The organism is Hymenobacter sp. 15J16-1T3B (genome assembly GCF_020711235.1).
GTDB lineage: Bacteria > Bacteroidota > Bacteroidia > Cytophagales > Hymenobacteraceae > Solirubrum.
In genome coordinates, this window is sequence record NZ_JAJFAV010000026.1 from 1 (window position 1) to 14,771 (window position 14,771).

Consider the following 14,771-nt stretch of genomic DNA (forward strand, 5'->3'; position numbering starts at 1 on the left):
ACCCCCGTTCGACTTGCATGTATTAGGCCTGCCGCTAGCGTTCATCCTGAGCCAGGATCAAACTCTCCATTGTAAAAAATTCTTAGCATCTACCGAAGCAGAGCCGATGTCGAGTGCTGATCCGACTCGTATTGACGAGCTTATTTCTTGTACGCTGCTCGTTGCTCTGCCGAAGCAGAACAAGTCTTACCTATTTGTCTTTCCAGTCTTTCAAAGAACGTATGCTAATTCCTTTTGAATCAGCCGTGTGGTTGTCATTACAACCTCTTCTTTTCAGTGCTTACCGAGCGTCTTTCCGTTCGGGGTTGCAAAGGTAAGAAGCCTTTTTCTATTTGCAAGCTTTCGAGGAAAATTTTCTTTCGTTGTTTTCCTCGTTTCTAGCCTTTCAGCGCCTCCTTCTGAAGCGGGGTGCAAAGGTAAGAAGCTTTTCTTTTGCTGCAAGCTTTCGAAGAAAAATTTTCTCTTCGCCTTTCTTCGCTGGGCGCCTCCTTCTGAAGCGGGGTGCAAAGGTAAGAAGCTTTTTCGGTTCACAAACTTTTCGAGAGAACTTTTTTAGAAGTCATTTCTCGGTTTTGTTTGCCCCATTCCGTCTGATTGGGAGTGCAAAAGTAGCAGGCTCATTTGGAGTACGCAAGTCTGGGTAGCTTGTCACGGCTTGGCAGGCGGCGTAACTAAGCGCACAAATGTACTGTAGGTGCCTCAACCTCAGGCTTTGCGTCAATGTTCCTCGCTGTCAAAAAAATTTGGTGCCTATCTGCTAAATGGCGGTTATGGCTTTGAATTGCGTCTGCGAACAAGCTCAGGCATGCATTTAGCTGCAGCCGGCGCTATACTGGACTCTGGTTTTGGACAGCTTTAGTTAATGGCATAGCTGTCGTGTACATGACAGCTATGCCGGAGGACCTGCTATAAACAGGGTCAGGCACGACCTTACTGCTGGAGAATCAAACCACTCATTGCGGGTAGAGTAGCTTTGGCTCCCTGCTTTGTACCGTCGCCGAGCAGGGTGTTCCACTGGGATTTGTTGGGAAGCGCGAAGCTGTGGGGCTCAGATTCCAGGTTAAACAGGACGATAACTTGGTGTTGTTCGTTGTAGCGGCGGTAGGCAAGCAGCTTGCCCGTGGCGGTGAGGAACTCGATGCGGCCGGTACGCAGGACCTTATGCTTCTGGCGAAGGCGGGCCAGTTGCTGGTAGAAACGGTGGTGTTCGGCGTTATAGGCAACGGGGTCGGTGGGGCCGGGCTGGTAGTTGGTGCGGGTTTCGGGCTCAAACTGCAGGCCGGGCCACATAAGCGGCTTGCGGCAGTCGGGGTCGTCGGCGCCCCACATGCCTAACTCGTCGCCGTTCCAGATGTGGGGTGCCCCGATGCTGGTGAACTGGTGCATCAGGTACAGGCGCACCCGCTTGTAGGTGTCGGCGTCGGGCTTACCGGTTTTGTAGTTGGGGTTGTCGCGCGGGGTAGCCTGATACTTATACTTGGAAGAGTTGTAGAAGTCGGTGAGCAGGCGCGGGGTGTCGTGGGTGGCGTTGACGTTCATCATGGCGTAGCGCGTGGGCTCGGCCAAGCGGTTCCATTCGGCCTGCAGCGCGGCGACGAACTGCGGGGCGTCGAGGGATTCGGTGACGTTGGCGAAAAACTGGCGGGCGGGGCGGTAAGCCTGGTAGAACATGACGGCATCGAATACGTCGCCGCTGGTGTAGGGCACGGGATTCATCAGCTTGTCCGGCCATTCTTCCCACCAGATTTCCCCGACGAGGTAGGCGTCAGGTTTCAGACTCTTTATATAAGAACGGTAATCACGCCAGAAACCCATGGGAATTTGGTCGGCCACGTCGAGGCGGTACCCGTCGACGCCGTTGGCCGCATTGCCGTCGGGCAGCAGCCAGCGTTTGCTTACACTATATATATGTTGCTTGGCGCCGGCATTGACGTTGCCCTCGTAGGGGTGGCCGCCGGGCTGCCGAGGTGAGGGCACGTCGACTTTGCGGATTTCGGGCAGGCTAGCCAGATTGGCCCAGCCCTGGTAGGCAAACTCATTTTGGGGCGTGCCGGGGTTGTCGAAGCTGCTAATCTGGTACCAATCGGCGAAAGGCGAGGCTTTCTGGTTTTTCAAAATGTCCTGCCACGCCCAAAATTGGGTGCCGGTGTGGTTCCAGGAATAGTCGAGCACCACTTTCATGCGGCGGCGGTGGGCTTCGCTGATGAGCTTCAGGAACAGCTTATCGGCGCTGGTCCACTGCCAGGTGGCGGGGTCGTTGGGGTTTTCGGCCGCGATGATGCGCTGGTCGCCGGCTGGGTCAGGTCCGAAGGTGATGTCGACGTGGTGGTAGCTGCGCGGGTCGTACTTGTGCAGCGACGGGGCGTCGTTGATGGGGTTGATATAGAGAGCCGACACGCCCAGCTCTTGCAGGTAATCGAGCTTGTCGAGGATGCCTTGCAGGTCGCCGCCGTAGCGGCGCAGGCCCAGCTCGTCGCCCCAATTGAGCTTGGCTTGCTTGGCCCAGGGCTCGGGCTCGTACCAGTTGTGCGCCCAGGGCGTGATGCGCCAGCCGGGCGGAGCCTGAAACGACGGAGCCATGGTAGCGGGCGTAGGATCGTTTTTCGGGTCGCCGTTGCTGAAGCGCTCCACGAAAATCTGGTACCAGACGACATCCTTGGCCCAGGCCGGCGGCAGCTGCATGCCTTTGAGCGTGGGCTGGGCCGTGGCAGTCAGGCTTGCGGCGGCCAGAACGGCGCCGCAGATCAGGCAGGGAATGGCGGAGCAAACACGGGGCATGGGCGGGGCGAAGTCGTAAATGAACTCCGCAACAAATAAGCGCAAATTGCCAGAACCTCACGCGGCGCAGTTAGACTAAGAATCACGGCGCCAACCACAACTTCCGGGCGGCGTGGGCAGTATGACAACGGACGCGGCCGGCGCAAGCAGCCAGCGCGTGCTGTGGATGACTTTTTTTACTCGCGGCTGGGGTGTTGCCTGCCTGTTCACGCTGCTGCTGACCAGCTGCCACCTGCTCGAATTCAGCCCCAACCAAGTGGCGGCCACGGGCGGCGCGCGGCAGCTGACGGCTCAGAACCTAGCCCGCCTGCGCCAGCAGCCCCGCGCGGCGGGCGGCGACACGGTGCGCTTCGTGTTTATCGGCGACACGCAGCGGTTTTACGACGAGACGGCGGAGTTTGTGCGCAGCGTGAATCAGCAACGCGGCATCGACTTCGTGCTCGTCGGCGGTGACATTTCGGACTTTGGGCTGGGGCGCGAGATGCAGTGGGTACACGAGCGGCTGCGCCGCCTGCGCATGCCCTACCTAACCGTCATCGGCAACCACGACCAAGTGGGCAATGGGCGCCGGGCCTACCAAGCGGTGTTTGGGCCGCTGAACTACAGCTTTGAATACGGTGGCACGCGCTTCGTGATGGTGGACACCAACGGCCGCGAGGTGGGCTGCAACGGCACCGTGCCCGACCTGGGCTGGCTGCGCCAGGAGCTGGCCGACACCACCCGGCGCACCGTGGTGGCCTGCCACGTGCCGCCCAACGACAACGACTTCGACCCGCAGCTGATGCTTGGGTACGCCGCCGTGCTGGCCCAGCACCCGCGGCTGGCCGTGCACCTGGCGGCTCACATCCACCGCTACACGGCCGGGCACCCCTTCCGCGACGCGGTGCCCTATATCACCACCTACAGCCTGCACAAGCACCGCTACCACGTCGTGTCGGTGTGGGGGCGGCGGGCGTTTAGCCTGCAAACCGTCGATTATGGACCGGCGTCTTAGCGGCTGGCGCGGCGCCGCAGTGGGCGTGGCGCTGGCATTCGTTGGGCCCGGGCCGGCAGCTTGGGCGCAGCGCAGCGGGCCATTTTTTGTGTCGGTGCAGGTGGCGGGCGGCACGGGCGCCGTGGCCGTGGGCGGGGGCTACTGGCTGGCCAACCGGCGGCTGGAGCCGGAGCTGCTGGTGGGCCTGCTGCCGGGCCGGCTTGCGGGCGGCCGCAGCTTGCCCATTGTCAGCCTGAAAGCGACGTACGCGCCGAAGGGCTTCGGCCTCGGTCACTCCGACTGGCGCGTGAGCCCGCTGACGGCCGGCGGGCTGGTGAGCTACACCTTCGGGCCGAACCTATACCTGTCGAGCCGAAAGACCGGACGCTACCCAACCAAGAACTATTACTGGTGGTCGTCGGCGCTGCGGTTGCACGCGTTTGTGGGGCCGCGCGTGGTGCAAACGGCGGCGGGTGGCTGGCCGCGGCGCCGGATACTGGGTGCGGAAATCGGCACTACCGACCTGTACCTCGTCAGCTGGCTGACCAACCACACGCTGCGGTTGCCAGAAATCCTGACGCTGGGCTTCACGGCCAAAGCGGGCGGGACGCCGGCGTACGGCCCCATGCCCGGCCCCGGCAATACTGCGCCCTGAGCCGTAGCTTGGTCAATCTACCGGTTGGCCTGGGCGCTGAGGTAGGCGTCGCGGGCTTCGGCGAGCAATTGCAGGATGGTCTGGCGCTGGCGCAGCAAAGTTTCCACGGCTTCCGGCTGGCGGCGGAAGAGGCGCAGCAGGCGCAGGCGCTGGAGGCGCTGGGTGAGCTGGCCCCAGTAGTGCAAGGCGTAAAACCCCGTGATGGGCAGGCTTAGGGCGTAAAGCAAGGTCAGCCAGCCGTGGTGGAAGAGGCGGTGCACCAACCAGATCTGCAAGGGGTAGAACAGGCCGAAGGTGAGCATGCCCGTCACCATCATCAGCGGGGCGACAAACTCCACGTCCTTGGTAGCGCGCTTGGCCACCAGCGAGGGAATAATGTAGGGCACGTAATTATTGATAGCGCCGTAGAGGTAGACGGGGAAGCCCAACGCCACTTTCAGCGTGGTGAGCAGGCCCCGCTCTAGGCGCCCGCGCCCGGCCCCGCTGCGCTGCAGGGCTTCGTCGGAAAGGCGCAGGTTGCGCAGGCTGTGGGTATAGGCGTCGACTTGCTGGTGCAGCTCGGCCAGGTGCTCGGGGTCGTGGCGCTCAAACCAGGCCACGCCCTGCAACAGGGTGCGGGTGAGGCGAAACTCCTCGTAGGGGCTGCCTTCGTCGTGCTCGGGCACCAAGTACTGCCCGAAGGTGTCCTCCACCTGCCGCACCAACGCGTCCTCGGCGTCGTCGCGGGTCACGACGAGGTGGTCCTCCAAACGGCGGCGCAGTTCTTCGGTGAGGGCATCGGCGGCGGCTTCGGGGTCTTGGCGGTACTGCTCGGCGTAGTCGGCCACCACGATAGGGCGGGCGGGGTACACCAGCACGTCGGAGCGGAAGCGGGTGGGCGCCGAGTAGTTCACGCCAACGGGCAGCAGGCGCACACCAAGGCGAAAGTCGTGGCGGGCTTCGGCGCCGAGGGCAATGCGGGCGGCCCCGGTCTTGAGGGGCCGCAGCCGCCGCTCCGAAATGCTGGTGCCTTCGGGGAAAATCATGAGCAGCCCGCCGCGCTCCAGGTGGTCGTAGCTGCGGCCGAAGGCTTTTTCGTTGAGCTCGGCCAGCTGCTCGGGCGTCACGTTGGCCTCGCCCGATTCGGCATCCTGGCGGCGGTACACCGGAATGCAGTTGGAGTGCTCGAAAAACCAGCGCGAGACGGGGTTCTGGAAAAACGTGCTCTTGGCCAGGAAAAACAGCTGCCCGCGGCGGCGGTTAGCGGCCACCAGCAGCGGGTCCATGAGCGTGTTGGGGTGGTTCGCGGCCAGCAGCAGCGGCCCCGGCTCCTGCAGGCGCTCGGGGTGACGAACTTCGAGGCGACGGAAAAACACGCGCAGCGCGAGCTGCACGGGCGGTTTCATCAGGGAGTAAAGCAGGGGCATAGCGAGGGAATGGACCGGGCCAAGCCGGCCGCCGCCAGAAATACGGGAATTTCGGCGACACTGCCGGGCTTGGCGGCCCCTTACTGCGGGTTTGGGAGCCGTAGCGCAAAGCGCTGCTTCGCGTTTCGTTACAGGACAACATTCGTGCGTTGCCCATGCAGAAGCAGCGTTTCGCGCTACATCCCATGCAAACTATCCACCTGCCCTACTGCCGCCGGGGCTTGGCGCGCTCGTACTGATTGGGCCAAGGCAGGGCCGCTTCGGCACCAAGCTCGTGGGCGGCGTGCAGCGGGAAGTACGGGTCGCGCAGCAACTCTCGGGCCAGCAGCACCATGTCAGCCTGCTCAGTGGCCACGATGTCCTCGGCCTGCCGGGCGTCGGTAATGAGGCCGACGGCGCCGGTGGGCAGGCCGGTTTCCCGGCGCACGCGGGCGGCAAACTCCACTTGGTAGCCGGGCCCGACGGGAATGGGCGCCTTGGGCACGTTGCCGCCGGTCGAGCAGTCGATGAGGTCGACGCCTAAGCCCTGCAGCACGCGGGCCAGGGCCACCGAGTCGTCGGCCGACCAGCCGCCTTCCACCCAATCGGTGGCCGAAATGCGCACCAGCAGGGGCAAATCGGCGGGCAGTTCGGCGCGCACGGCTTCGACCACCTGCACCAGCAGGCGGCTGCGGTTTTCGAAGGAGCCGCCGTACTCGTCCTGGCGCTGGTTGCTCAGCGGCGAGAGGAACTCGTGCAGCAAGTAGCCGTGGGCCGCGTGAATTTCGATAACCCGGTACCCGGCGGCCACGGCCCGGCCGGTGGCGGCGCGGAAGTCGGCAATGACCTTGGCAATGCCGGCTTGGTCGAGGGCTTGCGGGGCGGTTTCGGTCGGGATGAAAGCCTCGGCGCTGGGCGCCACGGTCGGCCAGCCGCCCTCGGCGGGCGCGACTTCGGTGCCGCCCTTCCAGGGGCTGCGGTGGCTGGCCTTGCGGCCGGCGTGGGCCAGCTGAATGCCCGGCACCGCATTCTGGGCTTCGATAAAGGCGGTAATGCGCCGCAGGAACGGCAGGTGCTCGTCTTTCCAGATGCCCAGGTCGTCGGGGGTGATGCGGCCCTCGGGCGACACGGCCGTGGCTTCCTGAATCACCAACGCGGCCCCGCCCACGGCCCGGCTGCCGAGGTGCACGAGGTGCCAGTCGTTGGCAAAGCCGTCTTCGGCCGAGTACATGCACATGGGCGAGACAACGATGCGGTTCTTGAGGGTAACGCCGCGCAGAGTCAGCGGCGTGAAGAGGTGGGTCATGATGAGATGCTAAAATGAAGGGGCCCGCGCCTTGCTGTCCGGGCCAGCCACATGCCTCCTCCAACAGCCATCCGCCAGATAGGGTTACCGGATCCGCCCTACCAGCACCATAACCGCGCCCAGAAGTGGCCCTGACTCAGATTAAAATGCAATTAAAAATCAACGTTAATTATAATTTTGTTTTGAAATAGTTTTACAAAACATATATTCGCTATTGCCATTGACTGCTGTCTTCGATGAAACGCTCGAGTCAAGTCTGCCTACCTCTTACGCCACCTTGAGCAGGCCGGCGCTCAGGCTGCTTAGCCTGCACACACGGTAGGGCCAGCCCTAAGCCCTTCTTTCCGACGCGTCTGCTGTGCCCCGCCAACTGGGCGCCTGGCCTCCCATTGCCTTCCACCAACCTCCTTCTTTCTCCATGCTATTCAATTCCGTCGAGTTCCTCGTCTTTTTCGTCGTGGTCACGGTGGTGTACTGGGCCCTGCCCCACAGGCTGCGCTGGATTCACCTGCTGGTGGCCAGTTGCGGCTTCTACATGGCCTTCATCCCCATTTACCTGCTCATCCTGCTCTTCACCATTGCCATTGATTACGTGGCCGGTATTCAGATCGAGCAGGCCCAGGGGCGGCGGCGCAAGCAGTTTTTGATCATGAGCTTGGTGGCCAATCTGGGCGTGCTGGCGGTGTTCAAGTACTACAACTTCTTCACCGACAACGTCAACGCCCTGCTTGACAGCCTGCACATCAGCCACCACGCGCTGCCGTACTTGAACATTATTTTGCCCATCGGCCTGTCGTTTCACACCTTCCAGGCCATGAGCTACACCATCGAGGTGTACCGCGGCAACTTCCGGGCGGAGCGCCATTTGGGCCTGTACGCGCTCTACGTGATGTTTTATCCGCAACTGGTGGCTGGCCCCATCGAGCGGCCGCAGAACGTGCTGCCGCAGTTCCACGAAGTGAAGCGCTTCGATTTCACCCAGACGCTGATCGGACTGCAGCGCATGCTCTGGGGCATTTTTAAGAAAGTGGTGGTGGGCGACGTGATGGCCGAGTACGTCAACTCCGTCTACAACCACTACGAGGTGCATTCCAGCTGGTCTTTGCTGCTGGCCACCTACGCCTTCGCGGTGCAGATCTACTGCGACTTCTCCGGCTACTCCGACATTGCCCTGGGCTCGGCGCAGGTGATGGGGTTCCGGCTGATGGAAAACTTCCGCATGCCCTACTTTGCCAAGTCCGTCACGGAGTTCTGGCGGCGCTGGCACATTTCGCTCTCCACCTGGCTGCGCGACTACCTCTACATCTCCCTGGGCGGCAGCCGCCTAGGCAAGCTGCTGACCTACCGCAACCTGATGCTCACCATGCTGCTGGGCGGCCTCTGGCACGGCGCTTCCTGGAACTTCGTCGTCTGGGGCTTCCTCAACGGCCTGTACCTGAGCGCCGAAAAGCTGCTGGGCGTGCGCGTGGAAGCCACCGAGCAGCTGCCCTGGTGGTCGAAGGCCCTGCGCATGGTCCTCACGTTCCACTTGATCTGCCTGACCTGGGTGTTCTTCCGCGCCGAATCGTTCGGGCAAGCGTGGTTTATCGTGCGGCACATCGTGGAACAGGTACCGGGCACGGCCCTGGCCTGGGAGCCGGGCACCGCTGGGCCGCTGCTGCTGGGCCTCGGGCTGCTGCTGCTGGTGGAATACGGCTACCTGCGCCGGCGCAGTACCGAGGCCATCATGCCCCACCGCACCTGGACGCGCCCGTTGGCTTTTTCGCTGGCCCTGGCCCTGCTCATCATCTGCTTCGGCGTCTCGACGGGTGAACAGTTCATCTACTTCCAGTTCTAACCAGCTCGCCGCCATGAAACGCTTTGCTTTGTTTTTCGCGCTGTTTGCGGGCTTGCTGCTGCTCATCGACCGCGGCGGCGCCCGCGTACTCGACCACCTCTACGCCCGCACCTACGTGGGCCAGAAGGGCGGCATCCTGAACTACTACTTCTCGCGCCCCGCCCCGCCCGCGCTGGTGCTGATGGGCAACTCCCGGGCCTCGCTCGACGTGAACCCCGAGGCCCTGCCGGTGGAGACGTTCAGCTTGGCGCACCCGGGCACCAGCCAGATCTTTCAGTCCGGATTGCTGAGCCTGATGGCCGAACGCCGGCAGTTGCCGCGCACCGTGCTGCTCCACATCGACCTCGACGAGTACATCCGCCCCAGCTTTCCGGCCGACATCCGCAACCTGCGCCAGTACTACGGCCAGGCCCCGCTGGTGACGCAGTACAGCAAGGAACTTTCGCGCTGGGAGCCGCTCAAGCACGGCTTGGCGCTGTACCGCCACAACGGGCGCCTGTTTGGGCTGGCCAAAAACCACTACCGCCAGTGGCAGGGCGCCGCGCCGCACCAAGGCTTCGAGCCGTACCCGCCCACGGCCCAGGACAGCATCAACACCCTGTACTCCACGCGCTACCTGTTTAAAGAGCAGTACCATCTCAACCGCGGCCACCTGCGCTACCTACGCGACTTCGTGGCCCTCTGCCGCCAGCACCAGATCCGGCTGATCTGCTTCACCACTCCGTATTACCAGACGCCGCCTCACGTAGCCGAGTCGGCCGGGCTGGTTGATTCGCTGCTGCGGCGCGAAAACGTGCCTTACCTGAACTACGCCGCCGCGCCGTTGCCCGCCACGCTAACGGCCATGCGCTTCTGGCGCGACGCTACCCACCTGAACAGCCGCGGCATTGCGCCCTACACCCGGCTGCTCTCGCAAGAGCTGCAGCCCCTGCTCGACAACGCACCAGTCCCCGCCCATAGCCAAGCCTCGGCCTACGTGGCCACGCTGGCGGGCAGCGCCGAGTGGTCGGCGGGCGGCGGGTGGTTACCTGCAGGTCAGGGCCGGGCCGAAACATATTCCGCGCGGGCGGGTATGCGGCAGTAGCGTCCGGCGGCTTTTTAGCCGCGGGCGCCCCACTGGCTCCTCCCTTTCCCATGCGCACCATCAAGCAGCAGCACCGCGCCGTCAGCGCCCCCATCGACGACCTCATCACGTACCGGGCGCTGCCTACGCGCTCGGTCGAGCACCTCGACCCGTTTCTGTTCCTGAATCACCACGGCCCGCAGGTGTACAAGGCTAATAACCGCGGCCTGCCCTTCGGCCCGCACCCGCACCGGGGCTTCGAAACGGTTACGTTCATCCTGGAGGGCGACATCATGCACGAAGACACCGGCGGGCACCAGAGCGTTATCAATGCCGGCGGCATTCAGTGGATGACGGCCGGCCGCGGGCTGATTCACGCCGAGGTATCGTCGCCGGAGTTTAAGCGCCAGGGCGGCCCGCTCGAAATTCTGCAGCTGTGGGTGAACCTGCCGGCCCGGCACAAGATGACCGAGCCGCGCTACGTGGGCCTGCAAGAGCCCGACATCCCCCGCGTGAGCCTCGACGAGGGCCGCGTGAGTCTGCAGGCCGTGTCGGGCGAATGGGCCGGCACGCCCGGAGCCGTGCAGCCCCTGGCCGACATTGCCCTAGCCACGGTGCATTTCAAGGCCGGCGGCACGCTGACGCTGAGCATTCCGGCCGCGCACACCATCTTTTTTTACGTGGTGCGCGGCCGGCTGCGGGTGCAAGAGCAAGAAACGGAAGCCCTGCGCCTGGTGGAATTCAACCACGACGGCGACGACCTGCGCATCGAAGCTCTGAGCGACGCAGTGCTGCTGCTGGGCCACGCCCTGCCCTTCCACGAGCCCATTGTGGCTTACGGACCCTTCGTGATGAACACCCAGCAGGAAATCCAGCAAGCTTACCAGGATTACCAGGCCGGAAAGTTCGGCCAATGGCGGGGCTGAGGCCCGGCTAGGTGGCTTTCCCAACGCCCGTCGGCCCGGCTTGCTGCGCAGCAGGCCGGGCCGACGGGCGTTGTAAGGTTAAGTATGCTACGCGCAGCAGCTCACTGCGCGAGCAGCCAGGCTATGGCCTCGCCCTCGTTGTCGAAGTAGCAGTAGCTGATATGGTCGCGGATGGGCATGAGAATGGCGGCTGCCGAGAGCCGGGCCAGCGCATCGTGCGCCGCCAGCACAGCCCGGCGCCGATAGCCCGCTTGCAGGGCCCGCGGCGTCCAGTGCTCCTGAATCCACTGTTGCTCAGTCGGCGAGAACGGGGCAATGAAGCGCTGGTCGGCCAGGATACGGCCGTGCCCGTAGCGCTGCAGCCACTCCAGCGCCTGTTCCATCAGTTCGCGCCGGGCCACAAGCTCGAGGACGTTCGGGTGCCACGTTATTCGCAGAAAGCCTCGGTCGTCGTCGTGCAAACGACCCGCGGCGTTGTGGAAGAAAATGGACTGCTGCCCCATAGCTATACGTGGCCTGCACGGCCCTGGCGCCGTTTGGCGCAGTTGAAATCCAGCAGCAGCGCTGCCCGGCGAAGCGGTTTAATGACTGTAACGCCTCGCCAAAAAACACAATTTCTGACAAATCGTTTCATCAGCTCACCCCGACTGCCTAACACTCATTAGCCATCAAATGAGGCTTAAACGCAGTACCACGGCTCGACAACTAAGAAAATAACAATTTTTTTAACTTATAATATTAACATTTTCTTCCAACAATCTGGTAAACTTGTGGAATCGTCCTACCCATGTTTGGGATGACTTGGGCAGGACGCAGAGCTTTATCTACAAGTTGGCAGCGTGAAGCAGTGGCTTAGTTTGGTAGTGGGGTTGGTGCTGACGGCGCTGTCGGCGCGGGCGCAAACGGGCGTGGCTGAGCCGGCCCTGGCCCCCTGCGACGCGGTAGTGCAAGAATTTCTACAACGCTGGGATATTGCCGGGGCCTCGGTAGCCATCAGCAAGGACGGACGCTTGGTGTACGAGCGGGGCTTCGGCTACGCCAACCTGGCCCGCACCGAGCCCATGCGGCCCGCGCACCTGCTGCGGGTGGCCAGCATTTCCAAGCCCGTGACGGCGCTGGCCATCATGAAACTGGCCGAGGACGGCCGGCTTACGCTCAACCACCGCGTGTTCGGCCCGGAAGGCTACTTGCGCGGGCCTTACTACACCGAGGTTATTCAGGACCAGCGCATCTACGACATCACCGTGCGCCAGCTGCTGGAGCACACGGGCGGCTGGAACCGCAACGCCGGCGTCGACGACCTGAGCAGCTCCGACCCCATCGACTTTCCGCTCTACGTGGCCAAAGCCATGCAAGCCAGCAACCCGGTGGCCGATACGGTACTGGTGCGCTTCGTGCTCAGCCGCGGGCTGAACTTCACGCCCGGCAGCCGCTTTGCCTACTCCAACATGGGCTACCTCATCCTGGGCAAAATCATCGAGCAGGTGACCGGGCAGCCTTACGCGCAGTGGGTGCAAGCGCACATCCTGACGCCGGCCGGGGTGCAGGAAGCCCACCTGGGCCGCACTCTGCTGGCGGATAAGCAGGAGCGCGAGGCCGAGTATTTCAGCAAGAGCACCCGCGAGTCGTGCTTCGGCACCGGGCAAAAAGTACCCATGCCGTACGGCGCCTGGAATCTGGAGGCCATGAACGCCCACGGCGGCTGGCTGTTCTCGGCCCGCGACCTGGTGCGCTTGGTGCTGGCCGTCGACGGCTCGGCCACCCGCCCCGACCTGCTTACGGCCGCCACCATCGATACCATGACGACCTCCGACGAGCCCAACCGCCGCTACGCCAAGGGCTGGCTCGTCAACAAGGACCGCACCACGTGGTGGCACACCGGCTCCCTCGACGGCACGGCCAGTTGCGTGGTACGCACCGCCGCGGGCTACACCTGGGCCATCTTGCTCAACGGCCGCGCCCTGCCTAACCGCTTCTGGCACGACCTGGAAGAACTAGGCTGGGACTGCCTGCGCGCTGCCGACGGCCGCTGGCCCGCCTACGACCTCTTCGCGCCCGAGCAAAACGCCACCCGCCTGCAAGCCAAACTTCTGGGCCCCACGGCCGCCCGCCTGAGCTGGCACAACGGCAACGGCACGGCCCGCCTGCTGGTGCTGCAGGAGAAAAATCCGCTCACCGCCCTGCCCGAAGACGGCACCAACTACGTGGCCGACGCCAGCCTGGGCCGCGGGGCCACCCTCGGGACCGGTGCCGTGGTAGCTGCCGGTCCCGACAGCGCCGTGACGGTGCGTGACCTGGAGCCTGGCCGCACCTACTACGCCCGCGTGGTGGAGTACCGGCAAAACGTGCTTACCGGCGAGCATCCCGTGTACGCCCTCGACGGCAACCCCGTGCTCGAATTCCGCACCCCTGCCCCGGCACCCGTGCTGGCGCGGCGCAGCAAAGCAACGCGCACCACCGCCTCCACAGCGCGCCGCAAACGCCCCGCCAAAGCTACCGCCCGCACGAGCCGGCCGGCCACGCTGCCACGCCCGGCACAACCCACTGCCCCGGCTCCTGCTGCCACCGGTGCCTCGGCGCCGGCCCCCTCCTATTGGGCCCGTTTGCTGTCGGCCAGCCGGGCTTGGTTGCGCTAACCAGCCGCGGCCGGCTGCGCGTTTCCGGTGGTGGGTTAGCCCAACGGCACCGCCATTCGATGCGTGCGGTAACGGGGAGCCTTTGGGCGGCGGATTTTCACTGAACTATCTAGTTGGAAAAATCTGACTGTCAACGCGCAGAGGGCAAAGTTAGCTCATCCGTACGCGGGCACATTTTATCATGCTCGCCATAACCATCTTGGTTTTTTTCGGATAAATTTGTATTCCATCTATAGACAATGGAATGTCTAGTTTTCCCGATGAAGTAAGGTATACCCTGCGCGAAGCTGGTTGGCACGAAGGACGCAGCGTGGGCACGCAACCCTACAGCGCAGCCATTACTTCATTCGGCGGGGCGTGGTTTGCGGCAGCCGATAAGTTTCTGCAAGAGTTTGGGGGGCTACACCTGCGCTTTTTGCGCCACGACGGCAGCGTTAGCAATTTGCAGGTCGAGCCGCCGCTGGCCGTGCAACTACCGCACGCCCAAGCGGCCCACGCCGCCCTGAGCCAACGCCTGGGCCGGCCTGCGCTGGCCGTACTGGGCCAAGCATACGGCGACGACCTGCTGCTGCTCATGGACGAGCAAGGGCGCATTTACGGCGCCGGCTGCGACGACTGTTTGTACCTGCTCGGCTCTGATACGGCTGCGGCGCTGGCCGCCGTCTGCCTCGATCTGCCATTCGAGCAGTTGTAACTGCTACCGCTACGCCAGCCGCTTCTCGTAGCAATAAAACCGCAGCCCGGGCCGAAACGCCAGGGTGATTTCGCCGGCGAAGCGGTAGCCCAGCTTCGGAAATAGCCGCTGCGTCGCCTTGTTCTCGGAGTTGGTGTCGACGCGCAAGGATTGCAGCCCCTGCGCCGCGGCCAGGTGTTCGGCCTGCGCCAAAAGCGCGGCGGCCACCCCGCGGCCCTGTACGGCCGGGTCCACAGCAAGGCGGTGGGTGACGATGGCGGTTTCGGCGGGGTCCCAGTCCGCTTGGGCGTACTCGGGGTCTTGGTCGGTGGTAAGAGCCGCTACGCCCGCCACGGCGCCGTCGGCTTCCGCCACCCACAGTTGCTGCCGGCTGATGTCCTGCTGGAACACGGCTTCGTTGGGGTAATCAGCCTCCCACTGAAAATTGCCGGCCGCCTGCATCAGCGGTACCACCCGGCGCACAATGTCCATGATGGCCGGAATATCGGCAGCGGTGGCGGGACGAACAGTAAGCATAC

General features: G+C 63.5%; 12 protein-coding genes and 1 rRNA gene. 7 read left to right on the forward strand and 6 right to left on the reverse strand.

Annotated elements, in window-relative coordinates; translation table 11 throughout:
• Positions 1–73 (reverse strand): 16S ribosomal RNA (locus LJ737_RS25950); the annotation flags it as partial.
• 857 nt (positions 74–930) lie between these two features.
• Positions 931–2,778 carry a glycoside hydrolase family 13 protein gene (locus tag LJ737_RS25955; RefSeq protein WP_227769691.1) on the reverse strand — a complete coding sequence of 616 codons (1,848 nt, stop codon included), beginning with the start codon at positions 2,776–2,778 and terminating at the stop codon, positions 931–933.
• A 166-nt stretch (positions 2,779–2,944) separates the two neighbouring features.
• Here LJ737_RS25955 and LJ737_RS25960 point away from each other — a divergent pair, with 166 nt between their 5' ends.
• Together LJ737_RS25960 and LJ737_RS25965 are read left to right on the forward strand one after the other, a co-directional pair.
• Positions 2,945–3,772, forward strand: a complete 828-nt coding sequence (locus LJ737_RS25960) for a metallophosphoesterase family protein (protein ID WP_227769692.1) — start codon at positions 2,945–2,947, stop codon at positions 3,770–3,772.
• The gene (locus tag LJ737_RS25965) at positions 3,756–4,406 is read left to right on the forward strand and encodes a hypothetical protein (protein WP_227769693.1); all 651 of its coding nucleotides are present in this window, start codon (positions 3,756–3,758) and stop codon (positions 4,404–4,406) included. The genes LJ737_RS25960 and LJ737_RS25965 overlap by 17 nt, the downstream gene beginning before the upstream one ends.
• 17 nt (positions 4,407–4,423) lie before the next feature.
• Here LJ737_RS25965 and LJ737_RS25970 read toward each other — a convergent pair whose 3' ends face one another.
• Both LJ737_RS25970 and LJ737_RS25975 read right to left on the reverse strand, forming a co-directional pair.
• Complete coding sequence (locus LJ737_RS25970; protein ID WP_227769694.1) at positions 4,424–5,812, reverse strand: lysophospholipid acyltransferase family protein; 1,389 nt, start codon at positions 5,810–5,812, stop codon at positions 4,424–4,426.
• 205 nt (positions 5,813–6,017) lie between these two features.
• Entirely contained in the window at positions 6,018–7,097 is a 1,080-nt protein-coding gene (locus LJ737_RS25975; protein WP_227769695.1) for an NADH:flavin oxidoreductase/NADH oxidase, read from the reverse strand.
• A gap of 418 nt (positions 7,098–7,515) precedes the next feature.
• On the opposite strand from LJ737_RS25975, the gene LJ737_RS25980 reads away from it, so the two are divergent.
• The 3 genes from LJ737_RS25980 to LJ737_RS25990 are packed head-to-tail and all read left to right on the forward strand — an operon-like array spanning position 7,516 to position 10,923.
• On the forward strand, positions 7,516–8,934 hold the full coding sequence (locus LJ737_RS25980) for an MBOAT family O-acyltransferase (protein ID WP_227769696.1): 1,419 nt from the start codon (positions 7,516–7,518) through the stop codon (positions 8,932–8,934).
• Positions 8,935–8,947: 13 nt separating this feature from the next.
• The gene (locus LJ737_RS25985) at positions 8,948–10,018 is read left to right on the forward strand and encodes a hypothetical protein (RefSeq protein WP_227769697.1); all 1,071 of its coding nucleotides are present in this window, start codon (positions 8,948–8,950) and stop codon (positions 10,016–10,018) included.
• A gap of 50 nt (positions 10,019–10,068) precedes the next feature.
• On the forward strand, positions 10,069–10,923 hold the full coding sequence (locus LJ737_RS25990; protein WP_227769698.1) for a pirin family protein: 855 nt from the start codon (positions 10,069–10,071) through the stop codon (positions 10,921–10,923).
• 101 nt (positions 10,924–11,024) lie between these two features.
• On the opposite strand, the gene LJ737_RS25995 is transcribed toward LJ737_RS25990, so the two are convergent.
• On the reverse strand, positions 11,025–11,426 hold the full coding sequence (locus tag LJ737_RS25995) for an STAS/SEC14 domain-containing protein (protein WP_227769699.1): 402 nt from the start codon (positions 11,424–11,426) through the stop codon (positions 11,025–11,027).
• 336 nt (positions 11,427–11,762) lie between these two features.
• On the opposite strand from LJ737_RS25995, the gene LJ737_RS26000 reads away from it, so the two are divergent.
• The gene (locus tag LJ737_RS26000; protein WP_227769700.1) at positions 11,763–13,559 is read left to right on the forward strand and encodes a serine hydrolase; all 1,797 of its coding nucleotides are present in this window, start codon (positions 11,763–11,765) and stop codon (positions 13,557–13,559) included.
• A gap of 244 nt (positions 13,560–13,803) precedes the next feature.
• A complete protein-coding gene (locus LJ737_RS26005) occupies positions 13,804–14,253 on the forward strand; it encodes an SUKH-3 domain-containing protein (RefSeq protein ID WP_227769701.1) in 450 nt (149 codons plus the stop codon).
• A gap of 9 nt (positions 14,254–14,262) precedes the next feature.
• Here LJ737_RS26005 and LJ737_RS26010 read toward each other — a convergent pair whose 3' ends face one another.
• Positions 14,263–14,769, reverse strand: a complete 507-nt coding sequence (locus tag LJ737_RS26010; protein ID WP_227769702.1) for a GNAT family N-acetyltransferase — start codon at positions 14,767–14,769, stop codon at positions 14,263–14,265.
• Positions 14,770–14,771 lie beyond the last annotated feature (2 nt).